This window comes from Veillonella sp. ACP1, assembly GCF_000286635.1.
GTDB lineage: Bacteria > Bacillota > Negativicutes > Veillonellales > Veillonellaceae > Veillonella > Veillonella atypica.
The window spans coordinates 25,247-51,566 of sequence record NZ_ALKL01000007.1 but is presented as its reverse complement, the minus strand read 5'-3'; the positions used below and the strand labels follow the sequence as shown (position 1 = coordinate 51,566).

26 protein-coding genes are annotated in these 26,320 nt (G+C 35.4%); 22 read left to right on the top strand and 4 right to left on the bottom strand.

All coding sequences use genetic code 11. From position 1 onward, the window contains the following. Positions 1-15: 15 nt before the first annotated feature. Both HMPREF1151_RS01995 and HMPREF1151_RS09890 read right to left on the bottom strand, forming a co-directional pair. A complete protein-coding gene (locus HMPREF1151_RS01995; protein WP_232198002.1) occupies positions 16-2,061 on the bottom strand; it encodes a TonB-dependent receptor in 2,046 nt (681 codons plus the stop codon). Beyond that, positions 2,057-2,296 carry a hypothetical protein gene (locus HMPREF1151_RS09890; RefSeq protein WP_009660859.1) on the bottom strand — a complete coding sequence of 80 codons (240 nt, stop codon included), beginning with the start codon at positions 2,294-2,296 and terminating at the stop codon, positions 2,057-2,059. Before HMPREF1151_RS09890 ends, HMPREF1151_RS01995 begins: the two co-directional genes overlap by 5 nt. A 273-nt stretch (positions 2,297-2,569) precedes the next feature. On the opposite strand from HMPREF1151_RS09890, the gene HMPREF1151_RS09885 reads away from it, so the two are divergent. The 15 genes from HMPREF1151_RS09885 (at position 2,570) to HMPREF1151_RS01925 (ending at position 16,295) form a co-directional block, all read left to right on the top strand. Continuing rightward, complete coding sequence (locus HMPREF1151_RS09885) at positions 2,570-2,971, top strand: hypothetical protein (RefSeq protein WP_009660943.1); 402 nt, start codon at positions 2,570-2,572, stop codon at positions 2,969-2,971. A 239-nt stretch (positions 2,972-3,210) separates the two neighbouring features. Then, positions 3,211-4,152: a YadA-like family protein gene (locus HMPREF1151_RS09880; protein WP_009660863.1), complete on the top strand. Its 942-nt coding sequence runs from the start codon at positions 3,211-3,213 to the stop codon at positions 4,150-4,152. 372 nt (positions 4,153-4,524) lie between these two features. After that, the gene (locus HMPREF1151_RS01985) at positions 4,525-6,318 is read left to right on the top strand and encodes a DUF262 domain-containing protein (RefSeq protein ID WP_009660917.1); all 1,794 of its coding nucleotides are present in this window, start codon (positions 4,525-4,527) and stop codon (positions 6,316-6,318) included. Between the two features lie 12 nt (positions 6,319-6,330). After that, the gene (locus HMPREF1151_RS01980; protein ID WP_009660843.1) at positions 6,331-7,128 is read left to right on the top strand and encodes an ADP-ribosylglycohydrolase family protein; all 798 of its coding nucleotides are present in this window, start codon (positions 6,331-6,333) and stop codon (positions 7,126-7,128) included. Between the two features lie 26 nt (positions 7,129-7,154). Further along, entirely contained in the window at positions 7,155-8,216 is a 1,062-nt protein-coding gene (locus HMPREF1151_RS01975; protein ID WP_009660882.1) for an ankyrin repeat domain-containing protein, read from the top strand. Between the two features lie 28 nt (positions 8,217-8,244). Further along, a complete protein-coding gene (locus HMPREF1151_RS01970; RefSeq protein WP_009660853.1) occupies positions 8,245-8,664 on the top strand; it encodes a hypothetical protein in 420 nt (139 codons plus the stop codon). Then, entirely contained in the window at positions 8,657-9,016 is a 360-nt protein-coding gene (locus HMPREF1151_RS01965; RefSeq protein ID WP_009660873.1) for a hypothetical protein, read from the top strand. Before HMPREF1151_RS01970 ends, HMPREF1151_RS01965 begins: the two co-directional genes overlap by 8 nt. Positions 9,017-9,064: 48 nt before the next feature. Continuing rightward, on the top strand, positions 9,065-9,535 hold the full coding sequence (locus HMPREF1151_RS01960; protein ID WP_009660881.1) for a hypothetical protein: 471 nt from the start codon (positions 9,065-9,067) through the stop codon (positions 9,533-9,535). 30 nt (positions 9,536-9,565) lie between these two features. Then, positions 9,566-11,080, top strand: coding sequence for an SMI1/KNR4 family protein (locus tag HMPREF1151_RS01955; protein WP_009660957.1), 1,515 nt, complete (start codon positions 9,566-9,568; stop codon positions 11,078-11,080). 56 nt (positions 11,081-11,136) lie between these two features. Further along, complete coding sequence (locus HMPREF1151_RS01950; protein ID WP_009660907.1) at positions 11,137-12,159, top strand: DMP19 family protein; 1,023 nt, start codon at positions 11,137-11,139, stop codon at positions 12,157-12,159. A 16-nt stretch (positions 12,160-12,175) separates the two neighbouring features. Next, positions 12,176-12,661 (top strand): prolyl-tRNA synthetase associated domain-containing protein, encoded by a 486-nt coding sequence (locus tag HMPREF1151_RS01945; RefSeq protein ID WP_009660927.1) that lies wholly within the window; start codon positions 12,176-12,178, stop codon positions 12,659-12,661. 21 nt (positions 12,662-12,682) lie between these two features. Then, a complete protein-coding gene (locus tag HMPREF1151_RS01940; protein WP_009660910.1) occupies positions 12,683-14,023 on the top strand; it encodes a radical SAM protein in 1,341 nt (446 codons plus the stop codon). An 11-nt stretch (positions 14,024-14,034) separates the two neighbouring features. Continuing rightward, complete coding sequence (locus HMPREF1151_RS01935; RefSeq protein ID WP_009660932.1) at positions 14,035-14,802, top strand: antibiotic biosynthesis monooxygenase; 768 nt, start codon at positions 14,035-14,037, stop codon at positions 14,800-14,802. Between the two features lie 113 nt (positions 14,803-14,915). After that, positions 14,916-15,695, top strand: coding sequence for a protein-ADP-ribose hydrolase (locus HMPREF1151_RS01930; protein WP_009660891.1), 780 nt, complete (start codon positions 14,916-14,918; stop codon positions 15,693-15,695). Positions 15,696-15,797: 102 nt separating this feature from the next. After that, a complete protein-coding gene (locus HMPREF1151_RS01925; protein ID WP_009660861.1) occupies positions 15,798-16,295 on the top strand; it encodes a methylated-DNA--[protein]-cysteine S-methyltransferase in 498 nt (165 codons plus the stop codon). Between the two features lie 113 nt (positions 16,296-16,408). Here HMPREF1151_RS01925 and HMPREF1151_RS01920 read toward each other — a convergent pair whose 3' ends face one another. Then, positions 16,409-17,074, bottom strand: coding sequence for a fumarylacetoacetate hydrolase family protein (locus tag HMPREF1151_RS01920; RefSeq protein WP_009660915.1), 666 nt, complete (start codon positions 17,072-17,074; stop codon positions 16,409-16,411). A 158-nt stretch (positions 17,075-17,232) separates the two neighbouring features. Here HMPREF1151_RS01920 and HMPREF1151_RS01915 point away from each other — a divergent pair, with 158 nt between their 5' ends. Beyond that, entirely contained in the window at positions 17,233-18,438 is a 1,206-nt protein-coding gene (locus HMPREF1151_RS01915) for a hypothetical protein (RefSeq protein ID WP_009660879.1), read from the top strand. 43 nt (positions 18,439-18,481) lie between these two features. Further along, positions 18,482-19,504, top strand: a complete 1,023-nt coding sequence (locus HMPREF1151_RS01910) for a branched-chain amino acid aminotransferase (protein ID WP_009660923.1) — start codon at positions 18,482-18,484, stop codon at positions 19,502-19,504. Between the two features lie 104 nt (positions 19,505-19,608). Here the strand turns inward: HMPREF1151_RS01910 and HMPREF1151_RS01905 are convergent, their stop codons facing one another. Beyond that, positions 19,609-20,001 (bottom strand): thioesterase family protein, encoded by a 393-nt coding sequence (locus tag HMPREF1151_RS01905; protein WP_009660872.1) that lies wholly within the window; start codon positions 19,999-20,001, stop codon positions 19,609-19,611. A 171-nt stretch (positions 20,002-20,172) separates the two neighbouring features. On the opposite strand from HMPREF1151_RS01905, the gene HMPREF1151_RS01900 reads away from it, so the two are divergent. The 5 genes from HMPREF1151_RS01900 to HMPREF1151_RS01880 all read left to right on the top strand — a co-directional run bounded on the left by HMPREF1151_RS01900 (position 20,173) and on the right by HMPREF1151_RS01880 (position 26,098). Next, positions 20,173-20,910 carry a TVP38/TMEM64 family protein gene (locus tag HMPREF1151_RS01900; RefSeq protein WP_009660945.1) on the top strand — a complete coding sequence of 246 codons (738 nt, stop codon included), beginning with the start codon at positions 20,173-20,175 and terminating at the stop codon, positions 20,908-20,910. A gap of 43 nt (positions 20,911-20,953) precedes the next feature. After that, entirely contained in the window at positions 20,954-22,147 is a 1,194-nt protein-coding gene (locus HMPREF1151_RS01895; protein WP_009660930.1) for a PLP-dependent aminotransferase family protein, read from the top strand. Between the two features lie 190 nt (positions 22,148-22,337). After that, positions 22,338-23,171: an Mrp/NBP35 family ATP-binding protein gene (locus HMPREF1151_RS01890; protein ID WP_009660951.1), complete on the top strand. Its 834-nt coding sequence runs from the start codon at positions 22,338-22,340 to the stop codon at positions 23,169-23,171. A 92-nt stretch (positions 23,172-23,263) separates the two neighbouring features. Continuing rightward, positions 23,264-24,664 (top strand): anion permease, encoded by a 1,401-nt coding sequence (locus HMPREF1151_RS01885; protein ID WP_009660890.1) that lies wholly within the window; start codon positions 23,264-23,266, stop codon positions 24,662-24,664. A 135-nt stretch (positions 24,665-24,799) separates the two neighbouring features. Next, positions 24,800-26,098 (top strand): M18 family aminopeptidase, encoded by a 1,299-nt coding sequence (locus HMPREF1151_RS01880; protein ID WP_009660940.1) that lies wholly within the window; start codon positions 24,800-24,802, stop codon positions 26,096-26,098. The last annotated feature ends 222 nt before the right edge of the window (positions 26,099-26,320 follow it).

Genomic DNA, 26,320 nt, shown 5'->3' with positions numbered 1-26,320 from the left:
TTTGATGAATGATTACTAAAATTTAAACTTCATACTTGCAGAATATGTACGGCCTGCGGTAGCTTCATCATCGTAGAAAATACGATTAAATACATTTTGAATACCTAATTGTAATGTCGCTTCTTTGGAGAATTTGTAATTCATTGCTACATTAGAGATAAAGTAGCTATCTGAGGAACCGTATTGACCTGTAATATCATCTACTGATTGTCGACGACTTACATATTGAGCATCCCAAAGGGCATTCCATTTACCATTAGTATATTCAAGACCTGCATGGAAGATATGTTTAGGTATATCATAATTGATTTCCTCATATCCGCTTGCATTTGTGTTAGGAAGATCTTTATGTTTTATACGACCCATTTGCCATGTATAGTTTCCAAATACAGACCATTTTGAGGATAGTTGGTGGCGAAGTTCTAATTCTATGCCGCGACGAGTTTCTTGGTCTACATTTTCATACATTTTATAATCTACATCACCATTATTATCATAATGTGTTACATATTTAACCTTATCCTTCGTTTTTACATAGAATGCAGATAGATTTAATGCAGTTTTTGTGCCCCATTCTTTTTTCATACCAACTTCAAATGTATCTGAACGTTCTGGATTAAGATTTGGATTCGCTCGTACTACATCTGTGTAACGATATACTTGACTAAGTGGTGGTGGATTAAAAGAGTGACCATAGGAAGCATATACATTTAGCGAATCGGTTACATAATGTTCAATTGCTAATCTTGGACTCCATTCAGTATAGCTACCTTCACCATGATTTACGGTGTCGTATCTATTATTGGTCGTATCATAGGTAACATGCTGACCATCGAATTTTTTGAATCGGTCTATACGAAGTCCGGTATAAATAGCCCAATTGAAATTAGGACGATATGTGTCTTGGACGAATAGGGCTAAATTATTTGTAGCACCTTTATTGATTTCATACAATCCCCCAGGATATGTGGTTGAATCAAAGGAAGAATGATTTCTCCAATTAGTTAATTCTCTTCGTTTTTGCTCAAAGCTCTCCTTTTTCCAGTTAATGCCCGCAACAACGCTATGTTTCCCCATACGATCCCATACTTTTTGTGCATCAAAATTAATTGTTTTTCCAGGATAGAATGAATCATCACCAGGGCCGCTGTAGTTAGGTGTATTTGGATTGTTAGGGCTAGAGAATCCATCTTTTTTTCGATCTAATATATTGAAAGTAACTTGTAGCTTATTTTTGTCATTTTTATATTGTAGTTTATGAGCATGATATTCTTTTAATCCATCATAGCCTAAGTATCTACTTGTTCTAAGTGCTACATATTTTTGATTGTTAATTTTGACATTTCCAGAGAAGATAGGTGCGCCATTTACGGTTATGGTACTCATTGGATTCTCATAAGCATATCTATTTTTCGTATATAGATAAGAGTAGGTTAATGATTCTCTATCACGGAGTTTCATCGTTACATACGCAGATAGATTCTTATTATTAAATGACTTATCTCCTCGACTACCTAATAGATAGGAACCATCTTTGGTTTGTGGAACTGGGTTATCTGGTGTAACTGTTACAGTAGACGGCCTTATGTTGGCAGCTCTGCCGGTAATAAAGAAACCTGGATAACCATCTGTTTTTCTTTGCTCTCCGGACATACCGACAGTAATACGATTAGATACTTGTGCATCAAACCCTAACTCATTATTTAGTGTCCCATGAGATCCATATCCAACTTGTCCATGCCAATGGATATCTTTTACAGATTGTTTTGGTTGTTGTTGTTTTGTTTGAATGTTGATAACACCAGCAACACCTCTGCCACCATATAAAGAGGAGCTAGGACCACGTACTAATTCGATCCTTTCAATAGAATGTACTGGTATAGCTTCCCAATCAACACCATTATTAAAGGTGTTATTCATTGGTACACCATTGAGTAATACTAAGATGTCAGTAGAATCAAAACCGCGAATTTGTAATCCACCGTTTGCTTTTTGGCTTTTATACACGCCAGGTAACATTTGTAGAGCATCTGTTACGGTATCAACTCTTCGTGTTTCAATATCTTTGTCTGTTACAACAGATACAGCACTTGGTGTTTTTTATGATATCCTCCATAGTTCTAGTAGCAGTTACCGTGATGGTATGTGATACTTTAGGTTCATCGGCCACGTTGGTATCTGCTGCATATACAATGGATGCGCTCATAGCCGTTAAAATCATTGAAAATAACATGATTTTTGATGTACTGGTTTGCTTACAACCAGTTAATGTTTTATTTCTTTTACCTTCTTTCATACGTATGACCCTCTACACTAAAATAATTAAAAATACATCATTTTTAGTATAGCATTGGGATGAATAAATTATTATGAATAGTAGTTATATGAGTATAAGTAATGCTAATTATATAAAAAACGAAAACAATTTATAATTAATTTATATTATGGATTTTTTTGAATAAAAATTATTCAGAAAATGATCTGTGTATTGTGTATATCAAGAAAGGAGTCAATTTTGTAAGTGTTTTTGGTAAGTAGTTTTGTATATTCATAGAGAGAGAAGAGAGACATGAATAAAGTACAAATGATGTTAACTGGTAAGATAAAATCTCATAAATGTAATCCTAAGAACGTAAAGCGCCTTAGTACCGCAGTAACTGCTTGTGCATTTGCATTAACATTAGGCTCGGTTATGGTATTAAGCACACCTAGTGTAAATGCAGCCGGTCAAGTAATTGGTGGTTATACGACTGGTAATCAAGCGATAGGTGATGGTAGTGTTGTTGTCAGTGGTGGTAAGGATAAGGCGCCTAATTTAGCCGAAGGGGAAAATAGTGTTGTTCTTGGTGGTACAAAGAATGCAGCAGAAGGTTCATATACTTCCATCGTAGGCGGCTTTCAAAATACAGTTCATGAAGAGATTAAAAATGGTGCCATCCTTGGTGGTACGAAAAATCAATTGAAGCAGTAGGAACTTTAGTAGGCAATTATGCAACTATCAGCGGTGGGGAGGATAATATTGCGTATGGTGAGTCCTCATCTATTTCAGGCGGTAATTCTAATGGTACGTATGGATTACATAGTTCCATTGCTGGTGGTCGTGGCAATAATGCAGCAGGTGAAATTGGTTCTGTTATAGGCGGTTCTCAAAATAATGCAGATGGTAAAGGGAGTACACTTGCAGGTGGTTTAGGAAATTCAGGTGTTGGTATGTGGTCATCCGTATTTGGGGGCAGTAAGAATGAAGCCGTAGGCACTGGTGCTTCCATACTTGGTGGTGGCGGCCGTGAATTTACAGGTCGTAAATTTGTGACCCATAAAAATATTGCAAGTGGTGAATATAGTACAATCGTTGGATCTCGTGATGGTATGACGGTGGGAAATGGTAGTACAGTTGTTGGTGGTTCTAATGGTGTGACCCTTGGTCTTGCTTTAACCTCTGTAGGAGGTGGTTTTACAGGTGCTAAGGCAGAAAATAGTTTGGCATTAGGCCATAAGGCAGGTACTACTGTTAAATATGGCACTGCTATCGGTTATGAAAGCGTAGCAACTGAAGAAGGAACTATTGCATTTGGTCATGAGGCAGGAGATATATCTGGTTATACTGTAAAATATCCAGATAAGGAAATTACTACTCACTTAGGTTATAAAAAGACAGTACCAGATTATGATAAAGAACCGATAGTAACACCTACTACATACTCAGATGCTAAATATAATCGTTTGGTGAAAGTAGCCGATGGCGTTGATGCACATGATGCAGCAACAGTAGGTCAATTGGAAAATGCTATTAGCCAAGTCCAATCGGTAGGTACAAATTTAGAATCTACAGTTAATAAAGCAACTGCATCTAGCTATGCATTAGCTGCATTACAACCGAATTTCTCTGAAGGAGAAACTGGATTAGGTGTAGCCGTAGGATTTGGTCATTATCATGGAAAAACAGCTACTGCATTAGGCGCTTACTATCGCCCAAGCCGAAATGTACAATTTAATGTAGGTACTGTGGTAGGCAATGGCAACCAAGGTTTTAATGGTGGACTTAGCTTTAAGGTAGGTCCTGAATCTAAATCAAATACAACATCCACTGATGAAAGAATCGCTCAATTAGAAAAACGTATTCAAGAACTAGAGCAAGCAAAAAATGATTAGAATTAAATCAAGACGATAAAAGTATTCTGTATAGATTTTATCAAGTAGTAGGGAACATCCTTAATGTTTATAGCACTAACTATGAAAATAGTTAGTGCTATTTTATATGTACGCCGAATAGCAACCCCCTTCGCTACGATGCGAAGGGGGTTGCTATACACTAATATTTATAAATACAATATAATTAAACTAAATATTAGTTTGCTTATGAAGAAGGGTGTAACTTATATAGTTACACCTTTTGACTTATATAATTTTTTTGATAGAAATCATATTATTTAGATTTATTGATTAAATAGATTTTCATAGAGTAGGGTTTCTTATATAATATAAATATAAGTGTTTTTATAGAATATAGTGGGGAAATGGGAAATGCCAACAACAATAGAAGTAAATAAGCAAAGTGTAGAAACATTATTAGGAAGTGGGAGGGTTAAACCTTTTGTTATTCCAGAATATCAAAGACCATATGCTTGGAGTGATGAGCAAGTTGAGACACTATTTGAGGATTTGTGGGAGTTTACTGCAAGTTCTGGTGGAACAGAGAATAATGGATCTTATTTTCTTGGAAGTATTGTTTCCTATGAAAATGATGACGGTGAACAGGAAATTATTGACGGGCAACAGCGTATTACCTCTTTGTTTTTATTATTAAGAGCTATATATACTAGATTAACTGATACCTTAGAATCAGAGAGAACGGCAGAAGCTAAAATTTTCATTAGTAAAATAGAACCTACTATCTGGAGAACTAATAAACTAACAGGGGTTGTTGATTATACGGATATTTTATTAACCTCTCGTGTCATGAATAATGATGGCAATCAAATTCTTAAAGCAATACTTGAAACTGGTGAGACTAGTGAAAGTGCTAAAGATAATTACTCTAAAAACTACAGATTATTTCAGCGTTTATTAGATAAACATTCTTTAGAGAATCCTTTAATGGTATATCAATTTATTTATGCATTACTAAATCAAGCTATTTTACTTCCTATAACAGCAGACACTCAAGATACTGCATTAACAATTTTCTCTACATTGAATGATAGAGGATTGCCATTATCCGAAGCAGATATTTTCAAGGCTAAGATTTATAATCAACTTGATTTAGACAACAAGAAGATTTTTATTGAACGATGGAAGAATCTTGATGAACAAGCAACATATAATAAAGAAAGTATTCAACAGCTATTTTATTATTATATGTTCTATTTACGTGCTTTAGAAAAGGATATAAAGACTACTACCCCTGGTATAAGAAAATATTATGCTAAAGAAAAGTTTAAACGATTATTTGAAGTAGATTTAATGGATAATCTTTGTATAATTTTAAATTTATGGAAAGTGATTAATAAAGGTCAGGAGCTTGATGGGGAAGCATGGTCTAATAACAATAAAATTAAGCAATCTTTAGATACCCTATCATCATATCCAAATGAGTTTTGGAAATATCCTGTTGTAATTTATTATATTTGTCATAGAAATAAAGAAGATTTTGAAGTTAAATTTACAGTTTTTTTAAATAAATTACTTTTGGAACTATTCACAAAGTATTTAATATCTCCAACTGTTAATGCAGTTAAGACAGATATTTTAAAGCTTAATGCTGAAATTGTTAAATCTGATAAGCCTATATTCAGTTTTAAAGAGATTGATATGGCTATTCTGGAAAATCACATTCAAAATCCACATAGAAATCTTGTACGGATGTTACTAAAAATTCTTGCTTACCAAGAACAAGATACCCTTTTACCAAATAATTGGGAAATTGAACATATTTTCCCACAAAAATGGCAAGATAATTATTTCACAGATGTATCAGAAATAACCATTAAAGAAAAGATTGAATATATAGGAAATAAAGTTCCTTTTGAAAAGAAACTTAATATTATTGCTGGAAATGGTTATTTTGGTAAAAAGAAAAAAGAGTATTTATTATCGAATATTTCAATTACTAAGAAATTAGGAACACTAGAAATTGATGAATGGAATTTAGATTCTATTATGACAAGAAATATTCGTATATTAGATTCTGTGAAAAATATTTTAAGCCAATGGAATGATACATATAATAATATTTCTATAGACTCTACTAAAGAAACTCAGCCAACAGATTTTGATTTAGAGAAAATCGAAGAGTATAAACGAAAAGGGTGGATATAGGAGGAATGTAATATGTTAGGAGCAATAACTGGGGATATAGTTGGTTCACGATTCGAATTTAATAATATTAGACGGAAGGACTTTGACCTCTTTACAGATCAATGTGTATTAACTGATGATAGTATCATGACACTTGCTGTAGCAAAGGCCATTCTTATGAGCCAACCAAATTACAGAAATCTTTCAAAAAATGCAGTGGAATGTATGCAGACGATTGGGAGATGCTATCCAGGTTATGGATATGGCGATCGGTTCTATAGATGGATTTTTGCAGAGAATCCAAAGCCATATAATAGTTATGGTAATGGGTCTGCTATGAGAGTTAGTGCTGCTGGATTTGCAGCACATAGTTTGGACGAAGCAATGCTTTTCTCTAATTTAGTTACTGAGGTCACTCATAACCATCCAGAAGGCATGAAAGGTGCAGAGGCGACAGCAGTTGCCGTATACTTAGCTAAAATTGGTAAAGATGTTCAAGAAATCAGAGATTATATTAATCAGCATTATTACACCATGGATTTCACATTGGATGAAATCAGAGATACCTATAGGTTTAATGAAAGTTGTCAAGGAACCGTGCCACAAGCATTGCAAGCTTTTTTTGAATCCACTGATTTTGAAGATGCCATTCGCAATGCCATCTCAATAGGTGGCGACAGTGATACTGTTGCTGCTATTTGTGGTGGTGTAGCACAAGCATATTATGGTATTCCAACGGATATTAGAAAACAGGCTCTGTCATTTTTAGATACTAAACTGTTAGGTATATTGACTGCCTTTGAAGAGAAGTTTATACCAGTTGTGGTATAAGTAAATAGTATATAGGAGAGAGGGATATGATACATCTTAAAGATTTAGGCAGTTTTGAATCTGTACCAGATTTAGTGACAGATATTATAAATGGAAATATAACTGCTCTTGAAAGCTCATTAAATAGTGGTTGGGATATAGATGAACCTATACAAATTGGTAAATATAGTGAGTATTCACCTCTACAATTAGCGTTAGTGATGAACTGCGTGCCAAGTGTTCAGTGGCTAGTTGAGCATGGCGCAGATCTAAATGATGAAGAGAATCCAAGTTTCTTATTAGCTGTACGGTATGGCAATCAAGAGATTATAGCCTATGTTGTGGCTCATGGTGCTAACATTCATGCTTTGAACTGTGTGAACGTAGATGCCTTTCAAGCTGCCTTATATGGCAAGAAATATGAGAACTTACAACTCATTCATGATTTAGGACATACAGTACAGAAATACGGTGGTAAAGCCTTTAGAAATGCCATTACAGACGAAAATTACGAGGTTCTAGATTTCTTTATTAATAATGGTGTAGATATCAACTACAATAAACCTGATTCGGTATATCCTTTTAATCCAACGCCATTGTGCGTAGCAGCTCGGTATGTGGATTTACAGATGTGTAAATATCTAGTAGAACATGGTGCAGATGTAACCATCACAGAAAAGGATGGAATGCGTCCCTATAGTATTGCTATTGAAAAAGGCGATATGGAAATGGCAGAATATTTTAAAAATTTAGAGCCTGCTGAGTACCATGATAAACAGAATAAAATGGATCAATTAAAACCATTTAAACTACCAAAAGTGTTAATATCCTTTTTAGAGGGAGATAATCTTTACTTTGAATTGCCAGACTCAGATTTTATCTCTATAGAGTTCTTACCTTTACTTGATACAGTTCCATTTAAATGGGGGCGTCGTAAACTATTACGTTTATCTAAAGAGCTAGGTGAGTACAACGATTATCAAATTGTATGGGACCCTAAATCTAAAAAGATTTCCTGTTATGATATGGAACATCAAGAACTACGAGAGATCTGTAAATTTGATGAGTTTATAGCGGATATGGCAAGGCAATTAGAAATTTTGTTTTAATGGATATCGTAAAGGAGAGGCGATACATATGATAGATACATTTGAGAAAACATATACGGATTGGTCTATTGATGTAGGTGAGTACAAATATGAAGGCATAACCTTGAAAGAAGTAGAGCAAAATTTATATTCTATTCAAGATAATGATATGGACTTCCTAATTGTTTCACCATCAAAGGCTATTTCAGTAGGTAATAAGCTATATAATTTTGTACAAGTTTGTAGTGATCAACACACAGAATTACTACATATAGAAATTAGTGTTACTGCTATAGACGAAGAAGGTGCCATCATATATGGTAAAAATGAACTAGGCCACCAAGAGGTGTTACAGATCATAGAAGACTTTATTGCACATCATAAGGTTCCAACATTAGATGATTGGGAAATCGTGTTAGATTTAAGACCTAAGATGGAAAGCTATGTAAAGGATACTGAAAATGATTAATGAGATAATATATGATGAACGGTTAAGGCAATATACATTGACCTATGAAGGCATACAATTTTGTTGGGATGAGAAGCCAACAGATGCTAATGTAGATACTGCTAAATTATTAGCTACTAATTATCATAAGAATATAGATTCTATTGTTACTTTCATTCATAACGAAATCCAAGATTGGTATGGCGATGTAAACATTGATGAAGTGAAAACACGGATAGGTATGCCTATTATTGAACCAGAGCGAGATGCTGTGACCTATTGTGAGCAAACCTTTGATGATACGCACATCTTTTCCTTTACATTTTGGGATAATGAATTCAAAGATTTACATTACTTTGCCATAGATGGATAATATATTCTCCAATGATTTAGTTACTATCAATAGCATGCGGAGTCTATTATGTTATATACACCGAATAACCTTTTGTATAAGTATATTCGCTATCGATTTAGACGAATTCAGATTCAATGTAATATGGTATATGATATAGCACCAGAGGAAGAAGATGAAATTTATCGCAATCTGTTAAAACAGAGAGCGAAGATATTAATTCCAGTTGGCATAGTATATGCATTAATATTTGCCCTTACTTTCGCTTGGCTATTAGGCACAAGTGAGGAATTGAACCCATTAATGCAATGGGAAGTAAGAGTTATTGACTATGTTATACCATTTTTAAATACCATTGATTTTAAGTGGTATGCGTATTCACTGAATTTATTGTGGGCAGCTCTTATATTGGCCCCTGTCGGGATTATTAACGTATCTCCTTATATCATTTTTTCCTATATTATAGATACCATTTTGATACGACGCGAGGTGAAAGCTTTAATAAAAAAATATTCCATTGATCAAATAAAATGTGGTTAGATTATATCTATTTGTTTAGGAGAGAGTATTATGAGTCATCTAAAAGATTTCAATTGGACTGGATTTTGGAAAGACACCGATTATGCATTTGAGTCCTATATAGGTAGGGAGGTTACCGATGAGGATATTAAGAATGCTGAAGCTGAACTAGGCTATACATTGCCTGCAGCATATATTGAACTACTTAAAAACCATAATGGTGGTGTAGTAAATAAGAATTGTTTTATTAACGATGATGACGATTGTGTATATATAACAGGAATATATGGCATTGATAGAGATAAAAAATACTCTCTTTTAGGTGAGATGGGTAATGAATTTTGGATTTCAAAAGTAAAATATCCCCCTATCGGTATCGTTGTAGCCGATACAATTTCCGGCGGTCACGACATGATTTTCCTCGATTATCGTGAGTGCGGTCCAACCGGTGAACCTAAGGTTGTACGGGTAGATCAAGAATGTGATTACTCAATGACTCCCTTAGCAGATAACTTTGGTGACTTTATTAAGAACTTATATTTCAATATAGAAGACATTACGGATGAAGAGTTTCAAGAATTAAGTGATGAGGAAAAGGTTAAGCTCCTTAATGAACAAGAGGGCATCGATTTCAAGCGTGCGATGGAGTTATTAACTAACATAGGCATTGATAATTTGTCGCCTATATTGTTAAGTGCCTTAGGACGTATGTATAACAATAATGGCCGTGCAGCAGAGGCTATCGATTTATTTGAACGTATCGATGAGGCACATCGCGATTGGTCTTGGTACTATCGTTGTGGCTATGCTTATGGCATGCTAGGGTATGGTAAAAGCTATGAATCTGAACATGTACAGAAGGCATTACAATTAATAGAAACAGGCATAAAAATGACGAAAGAAGACCATTTAGATAAACAACTTGGTTGGTGCTGTGAAGTAGTAAAATATCACCTATTTAAAATCAAGCCGAAACAGTACAAGGAGGATTATCCTGTGATATTTGAAACCATTAAGAATGTATTTGATAAGAAAAACAGTCAAGATGCTACAGAAGGTAAAGATGTCGAAGACGTTAATGAATGCGATGAAGATAACTATCCTACATATGATGTAGTCCATTGGGTATTTAATAAGCAAACATATAGAAGAGAAGAGTTTTCCAAAGAATATAATGATAATGTAAAGAAATATGTAGATGATGATCAAGCAGATGACAATGATAGATTAGAAGAACCTGAAATTCTAGTAACCTATGAAGCTTGGATTGAAAGTTTAGACCAACTTTTTGATAATGAACGTGTTACCGATGAAGAATTGCTGGAAGAAGATAAAGAAGATGGCATGTGGCAGGTAGAAATTATGGCTCATCTTGTTGCGGATAATGGTACATATTTTACTAGAGAAGAATTACTCTTTAAATTGCATAATTTAATGGCTAATAAAGAACTTGGCGATCACGTATTCTTTGAAGGCATCGAATACGAAGGACATGAATGTGAAGGGTATGGTCTCATAGATAACGAAGACGGTATACCTGTATTTTATATTGTTTGTGGTAGCTAGCTTCTAGATAATGTTTATTTTAAGACTATATATGAAATATGATAGGGTGTGACATAATGGGATTAACGGTTGAACAATTTAATGCATTTTCTGATGCGGAGCAATTACAAACCATTAAAGAGCTTAATAATTCTGGGAATGTAGAAACTGTTATTAATATATTAACTGATGTGGGCATGGAAAATTTATCCGTACCTCTATTAGGTGAGCTTGGTAGAGCTTATAACAATAATAGCAATGAAAAAGAGGCTATTAAGGTATTAGAATCTATTGATGAAGAGTATCGTGATGCGGTGTGGTATTATCGCTGTGCCTATGCGTATGGAGCCCTTGTCTTGGATAATAGTGACGGGTACACATCGAATACTATGCAACAGATGCTAAGATTAGTAGATAAAGGTGTACGTTTAGCTACGGAAGCTAAACTAGATGATATAAAATCGTATTGTTTTGAAGTCATTGATATGTGCTATTTGCAAATGGATTTTGAAACATGTGAATCTGATTATCCTGACTTGTGTTCTGCTTATAATGAATATGTAGCAGAGAAAAAGAAGAAACGTAAAGGTGTACCTCGTCATCGGACTATCACTGTCGAAGAGATACAAGCTACCGATGATGTATGGACCATTAATGAACCTATGTATTGGACCATCAATATATATGGATCTTATGATGATTATATAGAATCCGCAAAACCTTTCACCTTAGAGCAACGCTATCTTAATGCTATATCTTGGTATTTCGCAGAGGTTAATAATGGTGGTCATCATCAATTCTTCTATAACTCGACAGGTATTGTATGGGAAGATGCTCTAGCCGGTTTACGTCTCTTTAAGATGGATGAACTAGCAGATAACTTACAAACTGTCATCGAGTACTTTGGTGGCTCAGTTCCATTTGATAGAGAAGAACGATGGAACATTTTAAAAGATTGGGAAAATGAGGATGAACTGTTCAATTTCCTTGATAAAAAAGATGATGTAGTATATGAATATGATGGAATCTATGAAGACACATTCGTACATGAACATCCTGAATTGTTTGTATTTGATGGAACCTATACGGCTCCAGAATAAATTTGGTGAGATAGACATGTTAGATAAACAAGGCGTATATGATTGTTTGCATGACCATCATATCGATTTTGAAGTTACGGATCACGCACCGCTATTTAGTATGGACGATAAACCAGATGTAGAACTGCCATATCCAGAATGGGATGCGAAGAATTTATTTATCCGAGACCATAAGCGAGAGCATTACTATTTAATTACCGTTCGTGGTTCAAAGCGTGTAGATTTAAAACAATTCCGTAAGGACCACAATCTTAAAAAGATATCCTTTGGTTCTGAAGAAGAGTTATGGGAGATTTTGAAGATTAAACCAGGTCATGTATCACCATTCTGCTTACTTCACGATGAGGAGCGTAAGGTGCATTACTACATTGATGCGGATTATAAGGATAATCTCATTGGTATCCATCCAAATCAAAATGATGCGACCGTGTGGTTACAAGGGAAAGACCTTGTTAAGCTTATAGAGGAGCATGGTACAATATTTGAATATATAACAATATAGATGTAACATAAGAGGTTTTACATGAAAGTTAAATTGATTCAACCGCGTATGTTAAAACGTCCTATGGATACAGATTTAAAAATACGCATGTCCCCTCATTTAGGTTTGTTGACGGTGGCTAATATTATTCGACATGATTGTGAAGTTACAATTGAAAATGAAAATATTAGACCCATTGATTTTGATGATGTGCCTGACTTAGTAGGCATAGCAGTTACTGTAGATGTTTTACCTAGAGCTATTGAAATTGCATCTATATATAGACAAAAAGGTGTTAAGGTTATTGCTGGTGGTATACATATTACCACTGCATCTAGTTCTGTGCCAAAGGATGCATTTGATAGCTTATGTATTGGTTTTGCAGAAAATACATGGCCTCAAATTATAGAGGACATGAAACATAATAGATTACAATCTGAATATGTATCTAAGCCTTTAACTTCTGGGAATGATATCGTAGCGCCTGCATATGACATGATAGATAAGACTGATTATTTATGGTATAACGTTGTTTCTACAAGTCGCGGTTGCCCTCATAAATGCGATTTTTGCTATAATAGTTCTGGAACTCATCAATATATAAATCGTAATATAGATGATGTGTTAGCAGATATTAAAAGTTTAGGCACAAAGCATATTATGTTTATTGATGATAATTTTATTGGTAATATTTCTTGGACTAAACAGTTTTTAGAGCGTATTAAACCTTTAAAATTAAACTGGAATGCAGCGGTTACTATGAAAATAGGACAATACCCTGAATTAATGGATTTGATGAAAGAAACTGGTTGTCAGAGTTTATTTATTGGTTTTGAAAGTATCAGTCCTCAGTCTTTATCTAGTGTTCATAAAATGCAAAATAATCGTGAAGAGTTTGAAAGACTTATTAGTGAATTACATAAGCGTGGCATTATGGTCAATGCTAGCTTTGTATTTGGTCTAGATGGAGACACGCCAGAGACATTTAAAAATACATTAGATTGGATTATTAGCCAGAAAATTGATACCATTACCTCTCATATTGTAACTCCATATCCGGGGACTGAATTCTACAAGAGAATGGAAGCTCAAAATAGAATTTTTGATCATGATTTATCTAAATACAATACGTCTCATGTGGTTGTGACGCCGCTTGGTATGTCTAAAGAGGAATTAGAAGAAGGATATCTTTGGATATATCAAGAGTTATATTCCATAAGAAATATATTCCGTCGTATGCCTAAGACTATCGGAACGATACCAGCCTATTTAACCTTTAATTTCTTTTATCGTAGATTTGGCCATTTTACATCAAAAGTATGTGAGCTTTTAACTTATAAACGTATTGGATTATGGGCTGAAAAATTATCAAGATATATGTAAAGGAGTCACTAATGAGTAAGCGATATATAAAACGAATTTTGCTAACTTCTGCTATTGCCATATTGGGTGTGAGTACATCATTTGCTGCATTCACATTTGATAAACAAGAACAAGTAGATACAGCCCCTATTGTAGGTTTGTATCGTTTCCAAGTACCGAACGAATTACAAGGTGCGTATAATACTGCAGGTGTTCAGAATTTAACAGCCTCTATGGCTAACGAGCCTAATACATTATCTATGAATGTGGCTCATGTAAAAGGTAATCCATCTGAATCATACGTAGTGGAGGTATATAAAGATACGGCTGCCTTAGAAACACACCGCAAATCCGAGCATTTCCAAAACTATATTAACGAGGTTGGTTCTAAACTGATAAATCGTAAATTGTATGATGTACAGCCTTTGTTATTGATTGAAAAACCAAATGCGTTATCTTTGATTAATGATGGTCAATCTGTTGTGACCTTAACAGATTTTACAGTAGACGGTAATGAAGTTGATACAGTACAAAAACAATATCAACTAGATATTGAACGTGCCGTTCGTGATGATGCGGGTTATAAGGCAGGTTACGTATTACGTGAAAGAAATAATAAAACTCACTGGTATGTTATTCAAATTTATAGCGATGAATCAGCTTTCAATAAACATGTAAATAGTCCGGGATATCGTTTCATGATGAGCCAAATTCAAGGTAATCTACAAAACGTTACTACAAAGGTTTTAGATGGGGATATCCTCGTTAACCATGGTGGTCAAGATTTTGTAAGACCATAACTTTTGATATATTATAAACAGTAAAGTTACTGCTAGCATATGCATATGTATGTGCTAGCAGTTTTTTGTTTTATAATAGGTGAACGTATAGTCTATACTAAAAGGAGTTACATATGACACAGCAAGAACGGTTACGCTATTTGGTGGAAGGTTTAGTAGCAGAATACAAAGAGAAGCATAACGAACATATAGAGATCCCTGTGATTGAAGAAGAGCAATTTACTCTCTTTAGATCTTTATGTAATATTCGCCCTGCTGGTGGAATGCCTCTTGAATGGATGAAGATAGAGAGTGAATATTTAAATATATTGGTCCATGAAAAGGGCATCGTAACCATTAATGATATGGAAGAGCGAGAGACTCAGATTTATCTGTGGCAAGGAGACATTACTCGATTATCTGTAGATGCTATTGTAAATGCAGCCAATAATCAATTATTAGGATGTTTTTCTCCAAATCATAAATGTATCGATAATGCCATTCACACCTTTGCAGGTATTGAACTTCGTATGGAATGTGCTAGAATGACTGAGTATATGGAAATGCCAGAGAAAACAGGTGTAGCTCGTATGACCTATGGGTATAATTTACCAGCAAAACATGTAATTCACACAGTTGGACCTATTATTAATGAGAAGGTAACAGCTAAGGAGAGAAATGAACTGGTATCATGTTATCGGTCCTGTTTGCAACTAGCTAATGCTTATAACTTACAGTCCATTGCATTCTGTTGTATTTCTACTGGTGAATTTAGATTCCCTAATGAAGAAGCAGCACATATTGCCATAGATACGGTACGAACATATTTAAAAGAAACAAATAGTAAAATACAAGTGGTATTTAATATATTTAAGGATATAGATTATGACATCTACAACAAATTATTGGGATAAATAAGATACTCCTTTTGAAATTCATAAAAATACTGTATCATTTAATAATGACATACAAAAGGTTATGAATGATTTGTTAGTTTATAAAGGAGTTAATGTACTATGAATTATAAATACACCTATGAAAGCCCATTAGGAACTATGATTATGCTTGGTACATTAACGTATTTAACAGATTTATTTTTTGTAGATGAAAGCCATGCTCCTACTTATGATGATGCGGAATATATTGAACAATTAACAGGCCCTTTTGAAGTGACCATTATGTGGCTAGACCAATATTTTAAAGGTCAAAAACCGTTTATTACTCCACCAATACAATTAGAAGGAACAGAGTTCCGTAAATCTGTATGGTCTATATTACAAACTATACCTTATGGGGAAACTACAACCTATGGAGCTATTGGCAAACAAATAGCTGAAAAGCAAGGTAAAGATAAAATGTCTGCTCAAGCTGTGGGCGGTGCCGTAGGACATAATCCTATATCTATTATCATTCCATGTCATCGTGTAATTGGCAGTAATGGTAAATTGACCGGATATGCAGGTGGTATTGAACGTAAGAAATATTTGCTAGATCTTGAAGTGAAACATAAATAGTACATAAAAGATTGTAAAATCATATTTAAATAGACTTATAGAAAAAGAAGAAAGAGATTACTCATGATGGATAGACACATCATAGGTAATCTCTTTTGGTATATATAGGGGGACTATTTAAATTGATTTACTAAGGTACCAATGCCACTAATCGATATAGATACGGTATCTCCTGATTGTAACCAACCATATCGTTTTTCATTTTTACCGAGTACAACACCACTAGGTGTACCGGTAAAGATGATGTCACCTTTTTGTAGTGTAATATACTGAGATACAAACTCTATGATTGCATCTGGTTTAAATAGCATTTGTTCTAATTTAGCTTGTTGACGCACTTCACCATTTACTGTTGTAGTAATAGTGGCATTGTCAAAATCAAAATCGTCAGGTGATACGATAACAGGACCGATAGGGGCAAAGTTATCTAGTGATTTACCTAAAATCCATTGTGTACCTCTAAATTGTAAGGCTCGAGCTGAAACATCATTTCCAATAGTATAGCCTAATATATGGTCTCTGGCCTGTTCACGAGATATATTTTTACCAGCCTTACCAATGACGATAACCAGTTCTCCTTCGTAATCATAATGAAGGCTTTCATCTTGAATGGGAACTATATCTTGATGTGACGCCAATGCATTAGATGTTTTCATAAAGATTTCTGGAAAATCATGTGTAGCAAGACTAGTTTCCTCTATATGGTCTGCATAGTTTAAACCGATACAGATAATGTTTTGGGGGTTAGTAATTAGGGTATGGTTAGTAGATTCTTTCATGAGAGATACCTCCTTACGAGATGAGATACATATATGGTAAGTTAATTATAATATAAATCGGTATGTAAAGAATATTTTTGACGAAATAATTATATAGAGGCATTTTTGTCACATCTTGTTTGTTATACTTAAACAAAGTAATAAAAGGAGGAGTCCCTATGTATATGCATAGAAATGTGACAGATAAATTTATAGGTACCGTAGTATCTTGTGACATTATAAGTACGGGTAGCTGGTATGGTGATTTACCAGATGGCGTTCCAAAGGAAGTGAAATTAAATCGTAAAGATTACTATATTGAAGAGATACAACATATTTCTATTAAGGCAACCATTAGTGTTACCTATGGCATTAAATGGGAGCATATCTCGAAACCTGTAGAGGGGAAAATAGAATCCTTAACTACTAAGGAGTACTCAATTGACGAATCTAAAAAACAATATCTATTAGAGCTTATGGGGCGTAGATTTTCCGATGATATTGACCTATATGATGAGGATGAGTGTGCTGTCCAAGTGCAGCTCATCAACACTGAGGATCAGGAATTTATATATGAATTTCCTTTTGATAATACCCTGAGGGCCATGTCTATACTATTCAGACAAATTCTAGGTATACCTACATTACTTTTATTTGATGGAAATCGAGAAAAAGATAGAATTCAAGAGATTCATATTGAAGTGCAAAAAAATATGTACCAAGAATATGGTGACGTAAATACATTGAATTTTAATTGGAATGAGCCGTCTATTTCCATTGATTGTAATAGTAAGCAATTTGGTCACTCTAGCCATAGTCATAGCGAGTATGTAGATTATCAAATGATTCATCAATTGAAGCAAGATATTGACTTTCACATTGGCGAAACGTTATATAGTCTAGATTCCTTTAGTCTTAGTGAAAGTCATGACCTTGATAGAGATCCTGCTCGTGGTGGTATAGTAACAGTACGTATTAAATGGGCGCATAAAGAGGATACATTGTTTATAGGGAATGTAACTAATCAGTATGTGCCCACTTGGTATAAAAATCTAATTAATTTTATACATGCTCATACAAGAGATAAATCTTTACAAGAGTTTTTACAATCAAATCATACATCTGGTAGAAGAATTTATACATATTGTTCTGTATATATTTTTAAGATAAACCAGGAATTTTATTATCGTACTGATAGAAATGATATATATGAAGGGGATATTGTAAAAGTTCCGTTTGGATCCGATAATGCGGTTCGTACTGGTCGTGTAGAATCTATTTCATATCATACGCGTTACGACGTACCTTATGATTTGAATCGTACTAAGTTTATTATAGATAAACTTCCGACCTCTATAGAATATGTTGAAATAACTTGCTCATAGTGTTAAGATTATAAGTATATTAATAAGCATGGAGGTTATTGTTATGAGCAAGAATATCGATTGGGATAATCTCGGTTTTGGTTATGTAGAAACCGACTACCGTTATTTGACTACATATAAAGATGGTAAATGGGACGAAGGCGGATTAATTACTGATGCTAACGTTGTTCTTAATGAATGTGCAGGTGTATTCCAATATGCGCAAACTGTATTCGAAGGTTTAAAAGCATACTACACTAAAGATGGTCACATCGTATGCTTCCGTCCAGATCTTAATGCAGAGCGTTTAAATCAATCTTGTGAACGCCTTGTAATGCCTACATTACCTGAAGGACGCTTCCTTGAAGCTGTAAAAGAAGTTGTAAAAGCAAACAAAGACTTTGTTCCTCCTTATGGTCATGGTGCAAGCCTTTATATTCGTCCATACATGATGGGTACAAACTCCGTTATCGGTGTAAAACCTGCAGATGAATATCAATTCCGTGTATTTACTACACCAGTAGGACCTTACTTCAAAGGTGGCGCAAAACCAATTAAAATCCGCATTACTGATTTTGACCGTGCAGCACCTCATGGCACTGGTCATATCAAAGCTGGTCTTAACTATGCTATGAGCTTGTACGCTATTACTGATGCACATGCAAAAGGCTATGCTGAAAATATGTACCTTGATGCGGCTACTCGTACACATGTAGAAGAAACTGGTGGTGCAAACTTTATCTTTATCACTAAAGATGGCGCATTGGTAACACCTAAATCTGATAGTATCTTGCCATCCATTACACGTCGTTCCTTGATGTATGTAGCAGAACATTATCTTGGTATGAAAGTAGAACATCGCACTGTTTATAAAGATGAATTAAAAGACTTTGCTGAAATGGGTCTATGCGGTACAGCAGCGGTTATTTCTCCAGTAGGTCAAATCGATACTCCAGAAGGCACTATCAATGTACCAGCTGGCATGGATGATATGGGCCCTGTAACTAAAAAATTATATGATACATTACTTGGTATCCAACATGGTGAAATCGAAGCTCCAGAAGGTTGGGTAGTTAAGATTTGCTAATCTTTAAGTAATATACAATAATATAATATTAAAACATCCTCCATAATCAGAAGATTGTGGAGGATGTTTGCGCTTATAGAATTTATTTGATTGGATCTATCGATTTAGTTTGATGCTTTTCGTGCACCGACCTTAGTCATAAATTTCTCGTTATTAATGACGAATCGTTCATGTGAGCCTTTACCGATGACACCAACACCATCGGATGCTTCGATGGCAAAGGAGATTTTTCGCCCTTCCACAGCTGTTACTGTAGCAGTGGCTGTAATTGTAGCACCCATAGGGGAGGGAGCATCATGGCTAATGGATAGGGAGATGCCTACCGTGCCTTCACCATCATTCAATTCTGGTTGTACCGCTGCTTGTGCAGCTTCTTCCATAAGTGCACACATAGCAGGAGTAGCGAATACCTCAAGAGAACCAGACTTCATTGTTTTTGCAATATTAGATTCTGTAACTGTAACCGTTGCTGTTGCAGATTGACCAACTTGTATCATAGTAAACCTTCTTTCGTAATGAACTAGAATATATTTGTATTATACAACTCTTATGAGTATATATGCTAATTTTGTAATGATAAAATTTATTATTTCCTAAAATAGACTTAATTATACAGACTCTATAGAATCCGTGCTATAATAGTACTAGTTTTATTAAACGAGGTAACTATGAAAGAACGAAAATTTTCGCCTTCTGGTGAAGGCTTGGTGCAGGTAATAGCAGGCGTATTATTTGTCGTACTACTAATCATCATTAATATTGTAGATCCTACATTTTACCCAACTATGTGGCATCTAGCAACGAGTGGTTCTATGGAGGAAATTGCCGAGTATATTCAAGGCTATGGTCCTATGGCCATGGTGGTGAGTATGCTCCTTGATATTTTTGTCAATGCTGTAGGGTTTTTGCCATCCATCTTTATTTCCACAGCGAATGGTCTCGTGTTTGGCATGTGGCCTGGCATTATTATTTCTTGGCTCGCTGAAACCATTGGGGTAGTCATCAGCTTTTACATTATGCGTTATTTCTTACGAGATGCGGCGGATAAGCTAATTTCTAAGAGTACCACATTGATGAAGGTTGATGATTTTTCCGGTAATAATGGTTTTGTGGTCATGTTATTTGCTAGATCATTACCTTATTTTCCATCTGGTGTCATCACTGCGCTAGGGGCTATCAGTAAGATTAAACCGCGTGACTATATTTTAGCAAATTTAATTGGTAAATTTCCGTCTACAGCCCTTGAAGTTGCTATTGGCACAGATATTGTCAACTTCCAAGAAAATATGGGGCGTCTAGGTATTATTGTCGTCGTAGCAGCCATTGTATATTTTATTCTATGGAAGGTATATAAACGATATATTAATAAACGTAATGCAGAACGAGAACATGATTCTAATGCTTAATAAACATGTATTTCTATGTAGTTAAAATAAAAGAGGCGATACTATGAGTTTTTCACTTCCTGAACGCGTAATATTAAAAGGGCCTAATTTCATCCGTGAAGTATTTGAACGTGGTGTGGGTGTACCTGGATTTATCAGTTTTGGTATTGGTAATCCAGCACCAGAGGCAATTCCTGTGAAAGTTATCGAAGATGCCTTTGATTTCATCGTTCATGATAATCCTATGAGTTTATTACAATATGGTCCGATGCAAGGGGATGCGCGATTAGCAGAATTGACCTTACAACGTTTATCGAAAGTTCACCATATGAATTTAGAGGGTCAAGGTTTGATTATTTCTAATGGGGCTGGTCAATTATTGGGCTTGGTGCCAATTACTGTGTGTGAACCTGGCGATGAAGTGTACATGGATGATTATACTTTCACAAGTGCTATTAATTCTGTACGCAATATGGGGGCTAAGGCAGTCGGTATCAAAACTGATGAATTCGGTATGATTCCAAGTGAGTTGGAAAAAGCTGCTCAATCAGGCAAGGGGAAATATATCTATTTAATTCCAAATTTCCAAAACCCAACAGGCATTACCATGCCACTAGAACGTCGCAAAGAGATTTACGCCATAGCATCAAAATATGATTTGTTTATCTATGAAGATGACCCATATGGTGAAATTCGTTTTGCAGGTGAACATATCCCAACATTTAAATCCTTTGATTCAGAAAATCGTGTTCTCTATGCCGGTTCCTATTCTAAAACATTATCTGCAGGCTTGCGCGTAGGGTTCTTGTTGGGCCCAGAAGATGTTATCGGTACTATTCAGGCACTTAAAAATAATACGGCTGGACAAATGCCACTAGTTACACAGAAGGTGGTAGCACACGTACTAGACCATATCGATTATGATGCACATTTAGAAAATGTACGGAAGGTATATAAATCTAAATGTGATGCTATGATGCGTGTCTTTAAAGAAAAAGGTAGTTCTAAGGTTCATTTGACGCAACCTACAGGTGGTATGTTCGCATGGATGACAATGCCGGATACTGTTGATTGTGATGAATTCTTTGAAGCGTGCATGAATAAAAATGTAGGCATTATTAAATGTGGTGCTTTTGCAGCGGATGGTGTACAAAATGGTCATGCATTCCGTTTGAGCTATACGGTGCCAACCATTCCAGAAATTGAGAAGGGGATGGAAATCCTCTGTGCTCTTACAAAGGACTATTGTGGTGAATAATTCCTTTGAGATATTTTAATAAATATATCTATATTGAAAATTATTGAAATGACATGATACAATAACACTGTAAATATATGATGTGTTAGTTGTAGAAAGAGCTTTCACAATGAACGATATTTACAATGAGATAATAATTTTCTAACTATATATTGTTGAGGGAAGTCCTCGAAGAAAGTAGGTGTTTACTATGGGTTGCGGTAGCAGCAGTAGTGATTGCAATAGTTGTCCATCCAAATCCGCAGGTTGCGGTGGTGCACAACAGCCTCAAGATATGACGGCACCATTGCATGAATTGAGTTCCGTTAAACATGTTATCGGTGTTGTATCCGGTAAGGGTGGCGTAGGTAAATCCTCCGTTACAAGCTTGATGGCCTTAACGATGGCTCGTAAAGGTTATAAAGTAGGTATTCTTGATGCTGATATAACTGGTCCATCTATTCCTAAGATGTTTGGTATCAAGGAAAAAGCTTACGCTGACGAAGTTGGTATGTATCCTGTTAAAACTAAGCAATATGGCATTGATGTAATGTCTGTTAATTTGTTGCTTGAAAATGATACAGATCCTGTATTGTGGCGTGGTCCTATTCTAGGCAATGTTGTAAAACAATTCTACAGTGATGTTATTTGGAAAGACATCGATTATTTATTCGTTGATATGCCACCAGGAACAGGTGACGTAGCGATTACTGTATATCAATCCTTGAAATTGGATGGCATTATCATTGTTACATCTCCTCAAGACTTGGTATCCATGATTGTTGAAAAAGCAGTTAAAATGGCTGATTTGATGCAAGTGCCTATCATCGGTGTAGTAGAAAACTATTCGTACTTCCATTGTCCAGATAATGGTAAGGATTACCAAATCTTTGGTGAAAGCCATATTGAAGAAATTCTTCAAAAATATGGTCTATTATTGTTGAGCCGTTTACCAATCGATCCTAATATTGCAAATTTATGCGATAAAGGTGATATTGAGTCTATCGACAAAACAAATTTAGAGGATGTATCTTTGCCTGAGTAGGATATATATGACGATGAAAGCTGTGCATAGTTTTAGATGCACAGCTTTTTTCATACAAAGTTTAATTTTTTTCCTATGTAGGAGGTATGTGTATGAAAAAACTATTGAACTGGATTATTCCAGCGGTCTTTGGTATAGGCCTGTGGTTTATTCCAACACCAGAGGGTTTAACACCTCAGTCTTGGCACTTATTCGCCATCTTTGTTGCTACTATCGTAGGCTTTATTACGCAGCCATTACCAATTGGCGGTGTATCTATCGTTGTTATCACTGTGGCTGCACTCACAGGTACATTGAAAATTGGTGAAGCTATTTCTGGTTTTGCGAATTCTGCCATTTGGTTAATTGTTGGGGCCTTCTTATTCTCTCGTGGTTTTATTAAGACTGGTTTGGGTAAACGTATTGCTTATAACTTGATTGCTGCATTTGGTAGCAGTTCTTTGCGCCTATCTTATGCTTTAGCTTTATCTGATTTGATTTTGGCGCCTGCCACACCATCTAATACAGCTCGTGTGGGCGGTGTTATTATGCCAATTACGACAAGTTTGGCAAAAGCGTTCGGCTCTGAACCACAAGATGGTCCTCGTAAGATTGGTTCCTTCTTGATGCAATCTATTTATCAAGTCAATACGATTACATCTGCTATGTTCCAAACATCTATGGCGGGTAATACATTGGTTGCTGCATTGGCACTTCAATCCTTTGGAATTGGCATTACTTGGGGGGATTGGGCTATGGCAGCCATTGTTCCTGGTATCATTGCATTAATCATTATGCCGTATTTCATTTACAAAGTATACCCACCTGAAATTAAAGATGCTCGTGAAGCACAACAAATGATTCGTGAAGAGCTAAAAGGCCTTGGTAAAATGTCGTTCCAAGAATGGGTTATGCTAGGCGTATTCGTTTTAGCTTTAGTGTTATGGGCTACCTCTCAATTCACAAAAATTGATGCTACCACTGTTGCATTCTTAGGTATTTCTATTTTGCTTGCTACAGGTGTTCTTATTTGGGACGATGTTAAAAGTGAAAAAGGTGCTTGGGATACATTGGTTTGGATGGGTACATTGATGGGCTTTGCCGGTTTCTTGTCCAAATTGGGCTTCATCAAATGGGCTACAGTACTTGTAGGCGGTTATATTCCAGAAGGATCTTGGATTATTGCCTTCGTTATAGCTGTACTTATTAATACATATTCCCACTATGTATTCGCATCCTTAACAGCACATATTTCTGCTATGTTCGTAGCATTCTCCGCCATTGCTATCTCTGCAGGTGCACCACCAATGTTGACATTGTTGATGATTGCATTCACATCTAACTTGTGTATGTCCTTGACTCACTATGCAGCAGGTCCTTCTCCAGTAATCTTCAACACTGGATATGTTCCTCAAAACACATGGTGGAAACTCGGTTTCTTCTCATCTGTTATCAACTTAATCATCTTTGTAGGATTAGGTTCTATCTGGATGAAAGTAATTGGTATGTGGTAAAATACAATTACATAAGCGTATACGATTATGTATACATGACGCCGTCCCTTGTGGGACGGCGTTTTTGTGTTACAATGACAATAGATTATGTATACTACATAATAATTTGCATGTAATAATTAAGTAGGAGGTCATATGAAATTTGATAATCCTCAATTAATAAAATATATCAAAGGATGTACATCTCCGTATCATACGGTAGATACTAGTTTGCAACTATTATTAGATGCAGGATTTACAGAGTTATCCTTAGAAGAACCTTGGAATTTAACATCTGGAAATTATGTGGTTAATGTATTTGGTACGACATTATTTGCCTTTCACATAGGCGAGGACTATCGTCATTCCTTACGCATTGCATCGGCTCACACAGATTTTCCTGCTATACGGGTCAAGCCAAATCCTATTACTGATGTGAAAGGATACACAAAGCTCAATGTTGAGATGTATGGTGGGTTAATTCAAAATACTTGGTTAGATCGACCTTTAGGGGCCGCTGGAACAGTTGTCTTAAAGGGTGAAAATCCATATGATGTTGATTCTGTTCTATTTGATACGAAGCGGCCAATCGCCATTATCCCTAATTTAGCGATTCATATGAACCGTAATGTGAATGATGGGGTAGCCTTAAATCGCCAAAAAGAAATGTTACCTATCATCATGATGAAACCAGATGGAGATACGACAAAATCTGAGGAAGAAGTATGGAATCAATTTTTAGCAGACGAGATTAATTGTGATTCATCTGAAATTCTATCCTATGAAATTACACTCTATCCTGTAACAGAAGGTGCATTAGTTGGTACAGATTTCGATTTCATTAGTTCTCCAAGACTTGATAATTTAACGTCTTGCTTCGGTGTTCTCGCGGGTATTGTAGAGGCAAAGAAAAATAAAGTTGACGGTATTCGCTGTGCAATCCTATTCGACAATGAAGAGGTAGGTAGCCGTACTAAACAAGGCGGAGCAGGAATGTTATTGCCAAACTTATTAGAACGTGTGTATCGCAGTTTAGGATTAAACCGTGATGATATGGATCTAGATGTGGCTCGTGGCTTCATGATTTCATCTGATGTAGCCCATGGATTGCATCCAAATTATCCAGAGAAAAATGATATTACCAATTTTCCGGTACTCAATGGAGGCGTTACATTAAAACAGGCCTGTAGCCAATCTTATGCAGGCGATGCAAAGGCTATTGCCATTGTGAAAGGCCTTTGTGAGGAAGCTAATGTAGCCTACCAGATTTATGTTAATCGTTCTGATATTCCAGGCGGCTCAACTGTAGGTTCTATTTCATCAGCTATGTTACCAATGCGGACGATGGACATTGGCTTACCATTATTGGCTATGCATTCCGCTGTTGAAACGATGGGGGCTCGTGACCAAGAACAATTGAATCATTTAATGCAACATTTCTTGGGTGATGAATAAATTACATAAATATAATCTTATTCCACATTCGGTGTATGTAAAAATACATATGAAAAATTAATGAATAGAATAATTTCTATATTAGGTTAAATAATTTATAAATATAACCATATTGATGATTAATGCTTTTAATATCTGAAAATTATTGTATAATAGAAGTATATTTGATTCATAATCGGATATCAAAAAAAGTGATAAATGTTTAAGTAAAACATGTATTTC